Genomic DNA, 12,106 nt, shown 5'->3' with positions numbered 1-12,106 from the left:
GATCTGTTGTGCCCGCCCGGAGACCGTCAGTGCAACCGGACGCCGACACCCGGCGCGCGCGGTTGGAGCAGGCCGTGGCCCTGACGCGGGCGGCAGGATGGACGTCGGCCGGCGATCCGACCATTCAGCCGAGCATTGGTCCGACGAGGACGGCCATCGTCGCAGCGTTTCCCTCCGCCACGCTCGTATGCAAGATCGGCGAACACCGCGTTGCCATCCGACGCTCCGAACGCTGGATCAGGCGCTGCGCGCGACCCTGGCGAAAGCCCGTGCGCGTCCATGCGGCGGGCCCTCCTATTTCTGACGGCTCGTTGCCACACGATCGGGAATAGACAAAGGGGGGTATGTCAAAATTCTGCGAGAGGGGCGCCTTGCGAGCAGCCCAGGGGCACATCGCCACGACCGCTCAGCCAGTCAAATGGGCGGTATGAATCGCGCACCGTAATCCCTCCGACAGATTCGCGCGCCCAGCGCCGAAGCGCGCGAGTGGCTGGCAGCAACTAGGCAGACGTCCCGTCGCCTGCAAGGCACGGCTACGCGACAAAAGGAGATGCAATGGCAGCAGCGCAGCCAACAGAGATGGCCGCATCGAAGCCAACACGCTACCGATGGTTCATGGTGGGCCTCGCATTCATTGCGATCGTGACGAACTACATGGACCGGGCAAACCTGTCCGTAGCTCTACCCTATATGAACGCGGAACTGAATCTCTCTGGCGCAGAATCCGGAATTATCCTGGGAGCTTTCTTTTGGACCTATGCCGCGTTTCAAATCCCGGCCGGCGCACTTGTCGACCGCCTGGGCGCCCGAGTGGTATTTGCGGCAGCGGTAGTCTGGTGGTCGACGTTCACGATTGCAACAAGCTTCGTCCGGTCCAGTGCCGGGCTGCTCGGTGTCCGTCTGATGCTCGGCGTGGGGGAAGCTGGCGCGTTCCCCGCGGCAACCAAGTTCGTCGAACGGTGGTTCCCACCGACCGAGCGAGGGCTGGCGACCGGCATCTATGACAGTGGTGCGCGGGGCGGTACGCTAATTGCGATTCCGTTGTGCACGGCAATTATCGCCGGCTTCGGATGGAAGGCCTCGTTCATTGTCACCGGTCTGATCGGATTCCTTTGGACAGCGGTATGGTTGCTCACTGCGACCGAGTTTCCGGCGCAGAGTCGGTTCGTGAACAAGGCCGAAGTCGAGCATATCAACCACGGAGAATCGGACGAGCACCTCTCGTCGGTACGCATCAAGTGGCGATCGCTGCTGAGATCGAAGACGATCTGGGCGATGTCTCTTGGGTTTGCATGTCAGAGCTACGTGATCTACTTCTTCATTACCTGGTATCCCACATACCTCGTCAAAGAGCGCGGGTTTTCGCTTCTGCAGCTAGGCTTCTTCGGGATTCTGCCCGGCCTGCTTGGACTAGTAGGCTCCTGGGTGGGTGGTTGGGCCTCCGACAAGATTGCAGAAACCCGCTATGGTCTCAGCTTTGGACGCAAGATCTGCATCGTCGTCGGTATGACGTTGAGCGCGACGATTGGACTGGCAGGCATCGTTCCGCAGGCATGGTTCGCCCTTGCGCTCCTGTCGATCGCGTTCTTCGGCGTCTCCGCTGCGACTTCCGCGATTCTTGCACTACCTGCCGACGTATCGCCTCGGGGGTCGCGCTCGATCGTGGGTACGATCGCCGGATTCCAGAACTGCGTCGCAAACTTCGCGGGCCTTGCCAGCCCGGTTGTCATTGGCTACCTCAAAGACCGCACCGGCTCATTCACGCCAGGGTTGGTGTCCGCATCTATCGTCGCCCTCGTCGGTTGCCTCATCTACATCTTTGCATTGGGTCCTATCAAGGCTGATCTCTTCGAGCACGCAATCGAAGACCGCTAGCCGATCGATCTCCACAAGCCTCTCCGCCTTTATCCCACCTCTGCAGTGTTCCCAGCATCCCGGTAGATCACTCACGCCACCCTTCAGCAACGACCAAAGCAAGTCGGCCGATCACTTCATGCCATAAGCGACTGCATCGGTCGCGTGCCGCACCGCGACGAGCTCACCGTCGACGGCCCCGTCCACAACTGAGATCGACGCTGCAATGCTCCTGCGGACCAAAGATCCATGGGCCATCGGTCTTATACGGCACATTGGATCAATTTTGATCCAGCTCGCGGCGCCCTTGCGCGTTCCCCCCCAGCAAATCAAAGGCTTTGCACGTAAACCCTTACGCGAAGTAATGACCCAAATGACCCATTATCATCTGCAAATGACGCATCTGAACTACACTCGACTCACACCATGAACCCCGCAACGAAAGTGGAATACTCAACGATCATCACCCTCCTGAAGGAACAGCTGGACGTCATGCCGAAGCAAGAGCGGCAGGCTGCCAAGTTCGTGATGGAAAGCCCTCAGGAAGTGGCTGTGATGTCAATGCGTGACCAGGCTCGGATGGCAGGCGTTCCCCCGTCCACCATGACGAGACTTGCAAAGCGTCTGGGCTTCGCCGGCTTTGACGATATGCGGCAGGTATTCATTGACTCGGTCCGCTCCAGAAGTCCGGCGTACGGCGGACGCGTAGAAGGATTGATCGAACTGAACCGTCGCATTGGAGAACATGCGCTGGTCCAGGACATGGCGAACAACGTCATCTCGCATATTCAGTCGATTTGCTCGGAAGCAAATCTGGCCGCCATTGTCCGGTCCGCTCGACGGCTCGCGGCTGCCCGAAACATCTATTCGCTCGGCGTACGCTCGTCCTATAGCGTTGCTTTTCAGTTCGCTCACGTCGCAGCGTACTTTGCCCGTAATGTCCGGCTGGTCGAAGGATCCGGTGAAAGTGGTGCGATGACAATCATCAACCAGGCGGGCGTCGGCGATGTCGCGCTTGTCTGCAGCATGCCCAGATATGCCCGCCGCGCAGTGACACTCGCCAATTTTCTACATCAGCAGGGCGTGGCGATCATTGCCATCACGGATAGCCCTGCATCCCCGGTCGCGCGCTTCGCTAGCGAAACCATCATCGTCAGAAACGAAGCACCCTCGTTCTTCGACACAGCCACTCCAGCTCTGCTAGTCAGCGAGATTCTTGTCGCGCTGCTTTCTGCCAAGAGCAAGGGTGACACGCGTAAGGCTGTGACTGAGAACGAGCAGAAGCTAATCGGTCTCGGGGAATGGTGGGACATCGGCTGACGTCCCTATCCTCAGACATCAACGCCCTGCCCCTACAGGAGACATCACCATGAAGCTGCTCAATCCGCTCGTCATTCTTCCGCTCGCTATAGCAATGCTCCCGGCCTCGAATGCTGTTGCCGGTGAAGCGCTTGCGCGCATTCAGCAACAGAAAACCATCCGCGTGGCAGTGCCGGTCGACTACCCACCTTATGGCTTCGTCGGCGGCGACATGCAGCCAAAGGGGCTTGATATCGACATGGCAAAGCATATTGCAGACAAGCTCGCAGTGAAGCTGGAGTTGGTGCCGGTCACGGCACCCAATCGAGTGGCCTACATCCAGACAAAGAAGGCCGACCTGACTATTTCTTCGCTGGGGAAAACCGCAGAGCGCGAGAAGGTGATCGACTACAGCATTGCTTACGCCCCCTTCTTTGATGCGGTATTCGGCGCGAAGGCCCTTCAGGTCAAGAACTTCGAGGAGATGGCCGGAAAGACCGTGGCCGTCACGCGAGGATCCATGCAGGACAAGGAACTTGAGGAGCTGGCACCGAAAGCCGTTCCCAAGCGCTTCGATGATAACAATGGCTCAATTTCGGCGTTCCGGTCAGGCCAAACTCAAATGGTTGCCATTGGAACGACGGTTGTTGCCGCCATCAAGCAGCGAGATCCGTCGCTCGATATCGAGCTGAAGGCAATCCTTTCGAATGCTCCCTGCTACATCGGGATGGGCAAGAACGAAGCCGAGCTGCGCACCAAGATCAACGACGTCATCCGCCAAGCCAAGGCCGACGGGACCATCGACGGGCTATCGAAGAAATGGCTGGGCGCCTCCGCTGGACAACTGCCCGAGTAAAGGCCTGGATGAACGAGATCAGGAAAGGTTCGTGATGTCGCAAGCCCCCACATCGGCTCTGGCAGCACTAGCAAACTGGTGTGCCACCGTGAGCGCCGAAATCATCCCGGCCGAAGTCTGGCACGTCGCCGAGCGTTGCCTCATCGATACGGTTGGCGTCGCTTTGGCCGGCGCGGCCACCACTGTCGCAGAACACGCCCGGCACCTCGCGGTCGAAAGCAGTCGCGCCGGACATGCCCGGATTGTGAGCCACACGGAAAGTGTTTCGCCGGATGCAGCCGCTTTCGCGAATGGTACGGCGGCCCATGCCCTGGACTTTGACGACAACAGCTATGCGGGCTTCGTCCACGGCTCCGCCGTGATCGCCTCTGCCGCCATTGCGATGGCTCAGTCTAACGGCTGCTCCGGACGAGAACTTCTGACAGCCTTCATCGTGGGCTCGGAGTGCGAGTATGCGCTTGCGATAGCCCTCGGCCCGAACGTCTATGAGGCGGGATGGTGGACCAGCGGTGTATTTGGCGTGATCGGCGCATGCGCCGCGGCAAGTCGGGCGCTCCATCTCGACGCTAACCGAACGCTCAACGCTATGGCCATCGCCCTCTCCGGGGCTGGTGGGGTCAAAGCATGCTTTGGCACGGACGCCAAGCCCCTACTTGCGGGCAAGACGGCTCAGGCGGGTATACAAGCTGCAATGCTTGCCCGTCTCGGCTGCACCGGCCCGGCCGACATCCTGCGGCATCCAAGCGGGATGGCGCTCTTCGGCGGCAACCGGGCGGAGCCGACAGCCTTTGACGGGCTGGGCGAAGTCTGGCGGCTGACGTCGCCCGGTATTGATGTCAAGCGGGTGCCGGTCTGCCTCTCGTCGCATGCTGCGATCGACGCTGCGCAAGCGCTCGTTGCAAGGCATGGCATCCGTCATGAGGACATTCAGGGTATTGAGTGCGACGTACCGCCGATCGTCGTGGCGAATCTCCTGCACGTGCTACCTGCGACGCGTCAGGCATCGCAGTTCAGCATGGACTACGCCATAGCCGCCAGCTTGTTGCACGGGCAGATCACACTGCGTCTTCTCGATGACAGCAGCGTTCGCACCGCTCCGGGGCTCGTTGCGCTGATGAAGAAAGTCACCATGGAGTCGAGTCCCCGTTGGGATGCCAAGACCCTCGAGTTGGCGCCCGAGGGCGCCTGCGTGCGGATCACCTGCCGCAATGGGCGCATCTACGAGCACTTCCAGCCAAAGCCTATTGGCTCCGCATCGCTTCCGCTCTCGATGCAGCAACTGCACGAAAAGTTCATGTCCTGCGCAACGCTGTCGATGTCTCCCAAGTCAGCGAAGCAACTGCTCGATCAATTGTCCGGGCTCCCTGCCATGAACAACGTTCAGGCGTTGCTTCTCGGGGGCGATAACGAGGTCTGAAGATGGAATTCGATTTTAGTACGGTACTAAAGCAGTGGCCGACGTTGTTGAACGGCCTGTGGATGACCTTGTTGATTACGGCCGTCTCGGCTCTGCTCGGCACCCTGCTCGGCATTGGCTGCGGCTGGGCTAGAGCCAAAGGGCCGGCGTGGGCAAAGTGGCTGGTGGGCGGTTACGTTGAGCTGATCCGCAATACGCCGTTCATCGTGCAATTGTTCTTCATCTTCTTCGGTCTCCCTCCCTTGGGGATCAAGCTTACTGCCTTGACCGCCAGCCTCCTGGCCAACGTCGTCAATCTCGGGGCGTATGTTAGCGAGATCGCAAGGTCCGGCATCGAGGCGACGCCCCGAGGTCAGCTAGAGGCAGGACAGAGCCTGGCGTTGTCGCGTTGGCAGATATTCAGTCGGGTCGTGTTGCCGCCGGCTCTGAAGAAAGTATGGCCGGCACTGGTGGGGCAGATCATCATCATCATGCTGGGATCGGCAGTCTGCAGCCAGATTTCGATGGATGAGCTGTCTTACAGCGCGAATCAGATCGCGAGTAACACCTTCCGGAACTTCGAGGTCTACATCGTTGCTGCCCTTATGTATCTCCTTCTCGCCATGTTTGTCAGGCAGGCGCTGAACTGGATCGGTCTTCGGCTCATCTTTGGACGCTAAGCCATGTACGAGTTCTCCTTCGTTGATATCGCACGGAACCTCGTGCTGGCAATGCGCTGGACGGTTGGGCTGTCATTGATCGCCTTTCTTGGTGGCGGATTGCTCGCCGGCACCCTGGTCTTGCTTCGCCTGACTGGCGGTACGCTTGCGAACCGCCTGGTTGGTGGTTACGTTCAGGTATTCCAAGGCACGCCGCTGCTTCTGCAGCTCTTCCTTGCCTACTTTGGCCTCGCGTTGATCGGCCTTGAGACGACAGCCCTGCTCGCCGCATCTGTCTGCCTGATCTTCTATACGGCCGCATATCTGAGCGAAATCTGGCGAGCCTGCGTCAAGGCCATCGACAAAGGTCAATGGGAGGCAGGAGCGAGTCTCGCGCTCTCGTTCGGCGAACAGATGCGCTTTGTCATCCTGCCTCAAGCGCTTCGGCTCGGTATTGCGCCGACTGTCGGTTTCCTCGTCCAGGTTGTCAAAGCGACCGCCGTCACATCGGTGATCGGATTCGTGGAGATGACAAGGGCCGGACAAATGATTACCAATGCGACATTCCAACCCTTTACCGTCTATGGATGTGTCGCGCTTCTCTATTTTGCAATCTGTTTCCCGCTGTCGGCCTGCAGCCGTACGCTGGAACACCGGTTCCGTCGCTAAGGAAGACCAACATGCAAGCCACTGCCGTGATCGAAGAGATGCCCGCCTCACAAGAACAGACCACCGACGGCGTGGTCAGCATCAAAGCACTTCGCAAAAGCTTCGGCACCAACGAAGTTCTCAAGGGAATTGATCTATCAATCGCTCGCAAGGAAGTTGTCTGCATCATTGGCAAGAGCGGTTCCGGGAAAAGCACCCTGCTCCGATGCATCAATGGACTGGAAGTCTTTCAGCAAGGGGCGATCAATGTTGATGGCAATCCCCTCAAGCACGATGACCATCAAGCCATGCGCGAACTGCGCCAACACGTTGGTATGGTCTTCCAGAACTTTAATCTCTTCCCGCATCTGACTGCGGCTCAGAACGTCATGCTGGCGCCACGTCTGGTCAGGCATATGCCCAAGGAGCAGTCGAGCGCTGATGCGAGACGGCTTCTGCAGCGGGTAGGCCTTGGCGAACGCGCGGACCACTACCCCGATCAGTTGTCTGGAGGTCAGCAACAACGCGTTGCCATTGCTCGGGCGCTGGCCATGAATCCCGCCGTACTGTTGTGCGATGAGATTACGTCAGCGCTGGATCCCGAGCTGGTTGGCGAAGTGCTGTCCGTTGTAGAGGGATTGGCAAAGGATGGCATGACGCTGATCATGGTGACGCACGAGATGAACTTTGCGCGCAAGGTGAGCGACCGCATCATCTTTATGCACCAGGGAAAGGTACATGAGATGGGACCGCCTGACCAACTCTTCTCATCCCCATCGACACCCGAACTGCGGCAGTTCCTTTCCAGCATCCACTGAATACTCCTCTTCCGTTGACATTATGTGGTCTGCCGTTGCGTGCGGCGGTTGGCCACCGTTCGCCAGCGAGTCCGGCACCCCTTGCAGTATGGAGAAAATCATGTCCTTTCCTCTCACAGTCCCCCCGTCGAAAAAGCATCAGAGCTTCCTGTGGTCGCCGATCTGCACTGATCTGGATAAACTCGATGCGCACGTCGCGATCCTGGGGATTCCGTATGGACAGGCCTACTCTGCGGACCACATCAGCAATGACCAGAGCAAGGCACCCGATGCTGTGCGTGCCATGAGCGATCGCATTTGTCGAAATCTTATTCATTACGATTTTGACGTCGGCGGGCCGATCTATGACAACCGCGCGCTCAAAGTGGTCGACTGCGGTAACGTTCCCGCTGATCCTCAGGACCTGAGTACTCACTCGCAAAGGGCAGAACAGGCAGTTCGAAAGATTCTCGATGCTGGGGCGCTTCCCATAACGCTAGGTGGTGACCACGGGATTCCCATTCCGATTCTGCGCGCATACGAGGGGCGTGGCCCAATCACACTGATCCATATCGATGCTCACCTGGACTGGCGAGACCACGTCAATGGAGTGCGAGATGGCCTGTCCAGTCCGATTCGACGCGCCTCCGAGATGGATCACGTCAACGAGATCTTCCAGATCGGCCTGCGCGCCCAAGGCAGCGGCCGCCCGGAAGAGTACGAGGCGGCCGTCGCCTATGGCGCGCACCTCTACACGGCCTATGACGTTCACGAGAACGGCATGAAGTCTGTACTGGATGACATTCCCGATGATGGCAACTACTACCTGACGATCGACGCCGACGGAATCGACCCTTCAGTGATGCCTGCTGTGGCCGGGCCCGCCTTGGGTGGCATCACATACGTGCAGATGCGCCAGTTGATTCACGGTCTCGTGAAGAAGGGACGGGTCGTCGGCATGGACATCGTCGAAATTACGCCGTCGACGGACGTCAACAACATCAGTTGCATTGCAGCAGGCCGACTGATGGTCAACCTGATCGGGGCAGCGGTGCGAGCCGACTACTTCGATGCTCCCAAGCTTTAAGCGACAGCCGCTCGAGGAATGCGCACCAAGGGACCGGTGGGTCTGCGACGGTGCGCAACGATTTGCTCTTCTCTATTTGGAGACCGCGCCAAACCGGGGGCTAACTACACGGCACGGCGGTGGTCCTCTTCTCGGGAAATGGACGGATACCATCGCTCAACGTAAGACCGGAGTTGGTTATTGAGCACGGCAGTCCGGATTTGCAGCAGGTTGTGCGCGTGCCGAGGCCGCCAGGCCATCTGTTGCCGTTTGACGAACCGCTTGCTGACCACCTGGTTGACGGCCGACTCGACAAATCCTGAGGCAATGGGCTCCTCATGCCGATAGCGGTCACCGTAGTCCACGATGAAGTGCCGGTTGTTGTCCAGGTAGACGACGAACTCGTCGAGCTTGCCGAGGAGTTTGGCCTCCTCGGGACTGGCCTCAGGGTCCAGATCCCAGCTCAGGCTTTCCAGGCGGTGCAACGCCGGATGGGGGCAGCCGTGCCAAAGGTGCCACTTGGCGCCATGCAGCGACTTGATCAATTCCGCGTTGCTGGGGCCATCGCAGTGTGCCGGCCGGCCCTTGATCATCTGTTCGAGGTTCTGTACCCGCATGGCGATGTGGAACCAATCGAGGACGTACTCGCCGCGGTCACCAAAGCCGAGTTGGGCAAACCGTAGGCCACGGCACCCATGCGGCGGTAACGGAAATGCATGCCGACCAGAAGGTTCTGCTCGTAGACGTCGTACTGAGTGCCATCGGCGGCCACCTTCTTGCCCTCGCCCCACAGCTTCGGCAAATCAAGGCGCAGATACAGCTCGGTCAGGTCACGGCAAGCACTGTCCAGCTGCTTCAGGCCCATGTGCCGCTGATTCACGTACGACAGTTGATGTGGGGTCACGCCGTTCGACAAGTGCCGCGCCGCTTGGCTGGGGCCCAGGTTGCAACCCATCGCAAAGACGGTAAGCAGATAGCGTTCACGCGCGTTGCGCAATTTCGGATCATCGCCGGACTGCGGCCCGAAATGACGGGTGAACCCAGTCCAATGCTCTATGTTCGCGAGGATGTCCAGTAGGTTGCGCGGCACGAGCCGGCTGTCGATGGCGGCTTGCAAGGCAATGGCCGAGGGAGGTATTTCGCGCGCCACGACGCGTGTGAGCGTGGGCTTGCCGCTCGGGCTGATCGTCACGTCGCCGGCATGCTGGGGGAATTCACTGTCGACCTGTTCGGCCGTCTCCGTCAGCAGCTTCTTGAGATTGTCGATGAAACCTTGCGCATCGGACGCTAGACCGATCCGATCGCAATGTCCTGGAGCAACGCCTGACATTCCCCCCAAGGCATCAGTTGCTGACGAAGGTCGGAAAAATTGCCCGATCCTTCGATGCAGACGTCGCCGCAGCGCAGGTCGCCGGCGAGATGGGAAAACACGCACACCTCCAAGTAACGCCGATTCGTCGGGTTGCCCAAGGTGGCCGAACGACGCACCAGCTTTCGCCAGCGCTCAGAGGCGAACGACAAATCCACCTCGTCGGCGAGCCATTCGGTCTTGCGGTGTTCGTTTTGCAGCACGACATCCAACGCCTTGAGCAGTCGGCGGTCTTCGGTCGTCGCGACAAGACGCAGCCCTTTCGCCATCTGGAACATCGCCGCACGCCAGGACTTGAAAGGCTTCCACAGCAACGGCAAGTGATTGCCGTCGCTCCAGACGCGGATCGCTTCGCAATCGGCCTGCAGCGTATCCAGATCGCCGTCGGGCGCCAGCAGCGCGCGCACGCGCTGCCCGGTACGGGCGTCGTCCAGGGATTCGGCCAGAATGCCGATGACCAGCTCGAGCGCGGCAACCAGTTCTTCGCTCAATTCGCGCTAGCGCCTGAATGAGAGTGAGTTCCTCCTTGGCACTCTTGTGGATCGCTCCCATGCGCCGGATGAACATTTCTGCGATGTCGTCGCGCGCGCCGATACGCATCTGGCGGATCAAGGCGAGGATCAGTGCGTGTCGCCTGGAGGGCCGGAAGTCCTTCATGTCACCGGCGTCGAGGGCGGATGCCATGTTGGCCAAGTGTTTCAGTTTGGTGGCCGGAACGCAGTCGATCAGCGTGTCGTTGTCAGGGAGCGATTCGAGCCACTTCAACTGGTCCAGCACGAGGTCGAGGTGTTTGCGCGTCGCCTTTTTTGCGGATCGCTTGATCTGCTGATAGAGCGAGCGCCGCGCCGGCAACTCGGTTTCCAGTAGTTGATCGAGCCATTGGCGCTGGTCGGCGGACAGGCGCTGCTCGATGTGGCGATGGAGCGCGGCTTCGGCCACCGCATGGGCCTGTTCCGCGATCTCATCGAGCGTCCGGAAGGCTGGCAGTTCGTAGCCCAGCCGAACGAGTTCTTCGATCGTGATGTTGATGACGTCCACGCGTGTGTCCACCACGCCGGCGGCTTCCTCGGCAAGTCGGTTCGCGACGAGGCGCGTCTGGGCATCGGTGTACGGCCTGATGCCCAGCAAGGTACGAATCACCTTGTGATGGCGATAGAGCGCGGTATGCGCAGCGGGATAGGTGATGCGCTGAACCGGTGCAATGCCCAGGCAGGCCGACACGTGCTCGACGACTTCGGAGGGCACCGCCTCCACTGCCGGAAAGTGGCGCAGGTACTGGAAACACTTCAGGTTGACCAGAAGCGCGAGACGCCGTTCAGCGGTGCGCGCGAAGCCTTGCGCCCACTCGATTTCCTCAGGGCGCGGGGTGAACGAGGCCTGCAGATCTTTCAGCGTGAGGGTACGCGGAAACCGAGGATAGGCAGTTCGTTCGATGCTGGCCATGGCAAAGGACTCCCCATCCGGGATCGGTGGACTTGTTCGGTAAGGCGCTTTGCGAGGTTGCGCGGAACGCGCTCGAACTGACCAGAATAGGCAGTCGATGCCGGAACGCCAAGCCTGCGGCGCTGCTTGGCAATCACGCTGGGTTGGAGTCAGGGAACCGGCAGGCGCGCCGATTCGATTCGAAGCCGCACAGTCAGGCAGTGGCCGTGGCTCTTCGTCTGTGGGAAACAGCAGGTGATGCCCTCTCCGAGCGCGATGGCGAAGCGCTCCGCCCGCGCTGTCTCGCTGGCCGCATCAGGCCGGTACACATGGTCCAACTGGGCGAGTCGCAGCGGTTTTGACGCGCTTTCTCTGACCCGATGCCGCGGAACACGTTGCGCACGAGCAGCGCCTTGGTCGGGGCCGGGCAGCTCTGGTCGCGATGCCATTGCTCCATGGCTGCAAGCCGCCATGGCGGTGTGTTACCCGACAGCCTCTCGGCAGGGGTCCGCAAGCTTCTACACGACGCTGTCGGCCGGCAGAAAGCCGATCCAGCCGACGTCTCTAGGCCAGGCTAGAGGCATAAAGGGGTCGCTTCAGAAAACGGAAAATATTGCACGCTAAGCCATGGGAGCCCCGGCCGAGCGCCGGTTATCGGGCCGCGAAGGCCTGATTCATCTGGCGCGCCCGCTTGACCTCGTCGCTTTGCAGATAGATCAAATGTGCTGCAGCACATTTGC

At 59.9% G+C, this 12,106-nt stretch carries 10 protein-coding genes and 3 pseudogenes; 9 read left to right on the top strand and 4 right to left on the bottom strand.

Features of this window, described 5'->3' with window-relative positions:
• Positions 1-555 precede the first annotated feature (555 nt).
• The 8 genes from ACIGJB_RS29640 (at position 556) to ACIGJB_RS29605 (ending at position 8,596) form a co-directional block, all read left to right on the top strand.
• On the top strand, positions 556-1,875 hold the full coding sequence (locus ACIGJB_RS29640) for an MFS transporter (protein WP_483734993.1): 1,320 nt from the start codon (positions 556-558) through the stop codon (positions 1,873-1,875).
• A gap of 405 nt (positions 1,876-2,280) precedes the next feature.
• Complete coding sequence (locus ACIGJB_RS29635) at positions 2,281-3,174, top strand: MurR/RpiR family transcriptional regulator (RefSeq protein ID WP_483734992.1); 894 nt, start codon at positions 2,281-2,283, stop codon at positions 3,172-3,174.
• Positions 3,175-3,223: 49 nt separating this feature from the next.
• Positions 3,224-4,009 carry a transporter substrate-binding domain-containing protein gene (locus ACIGJB_RS29630; RefSeq protein WP_483734991.1) on the top strand — a complete coding sequence of 262 codons (786 nt, stop codon included), beginning with the start codon at positions 3,224-3,226 and terminating at the stop codon, positions 4,007-4,009.
• Between the two features lie 34 nt (positions 4,010-4,043).
• Positions 4,044-5,426: an MmgE/PrpD family protein gene (locus ACIGJB_RS29625; RefSeq protein ID WP_483734990.1), complete on the top strand. Its 1,383-nt coding sequence runs from the start codon at positions 4,044-4,046 to the stop codon at positions 5,424-5,426.
• Positions 5,427-5,428: 2 nt separating this feature from the next.
• Positions 5,429-6,085 carry an amino acid ABC transporter permease gene (locus ACIGJB_RS29620; RefSeq protein WP_483734989.1) on the top strand — a complete coding sequence of 219 codons (657 nt, stop codon included), beginning with the start codon at positions 5,429-5,431 and terminating at the stop codon, positions 6,083-6,085.
• 3 nt (positions 6,086-6,088) lie between these two features.
• Positions 6,089-6,733: an amino acid ABC transporter permease gene (locus ACIGJB_RS29615; protein ID WP_483734988.1), complete on the top strand. Its 645-nt coding sequence runs from the start codon at positions 6,089-6,091 to the stop codon at positions 6,731-6,733.
• A gap of 38 nt (positions 6,734-6,771) precedes the next feature.
• A complete protein-coding gene (locus tag ACIGJB_RS29610; protein ID WP_483735176.1) occupies positions 6,772-7,530 on the top strand; it encodes an amino acid ABC transporter ATP-binding protein in 759 nt (252 codons plus the stop codon).
• Positions 7,531-7,630: 100 nt separating this feature from the next.
• Complete coding sequence (locus ACIGJB_RS29605; RefSeq protein ID WP_483734987.1) at positions 7,631-8,596, top strand: agmatinase; 966 nt, start codon at positions 7,631-7,633, stop codon at positions 8,594-8,596.
• Between the two features lie 104 nt (positions 8,597-8,700).
• On the opposite strand, the pseudogene ACIGJB_RS29600 reads toward ACIGJB_RS29605, so the two are convergent.
• The 3 genes and pseudogenes from ACIGJB_RS29600 to ACIGJB_RS29590 all read right to left on the bottom strand — a co-directional run.
• Positions 8,701-9,378: pseudogene (locus ACIGJB_RS29600) on the bottom strand (ISKra4-like element ISBte1 family transposase); the annotation flags it as partial.
• Positions 9,309-9,905 (bottom strand): annotated as a pseudogene (locus ACIGJB_RS29595) (Tn3 family transposase); the annotation flags it as partial. The pseudogenes ACIGJB_RS29600 and ACIGJB_RS29595, both read right to left, overlap by 70 nt.
• Positions 9,863-10,435: a hypothetical protein gene (locus ACIGJB_RS29590; protein WP_483735195.1), complete on the bottom strand. Its 573-nt coding sequence runs from the start codon at positions 10,433-10,435 to the stop codon at positions 9,863-9,865. The pseudogene ACIGJB_RS29595 and the gene ACIGJB_RS29590, both read right to left, overlap by 43 nt.
• Positions 10,436-10,481: 46 nt before the next feature.
• Here ACIGJB_RS29590 and ACIGJB_RS29585 point away from each other — a divergent pair, with 46 nt between their 5' ends.
• On the top strand, positions 10,482-10,811 hold the full coding sequence (locus tag ACIGJB_RS29585) for a hypothetical protein (RefSeq protein WP_483735194.1): 330 nt from the start codon (positions 10,482-10,484) through the stop codon (positions 10,809-10,811).
• A 138-nt stretch (positions 10,812-10,949) separates the two neighbouring features.
• Here the strand turns inward: ACIGJB_RS29585 and ACIGJB_RS29580 are convergent.
• A pseudogene (locus tag ACIGJB_RS29580) lies at positions 10,950-11,387 on the bottom strand (DUF4158 domain-containing protein); the annotation flags it as partial.
• Positions 11,388-12,106: the final 719 nt, after the last annotated feature.

Source organism: Cupriavidus sp. C2SS-8b, assembly GCF_057073745.1.
This window is presented reverse-complemented; position numbering and strand designations above follow the sequence as displayed.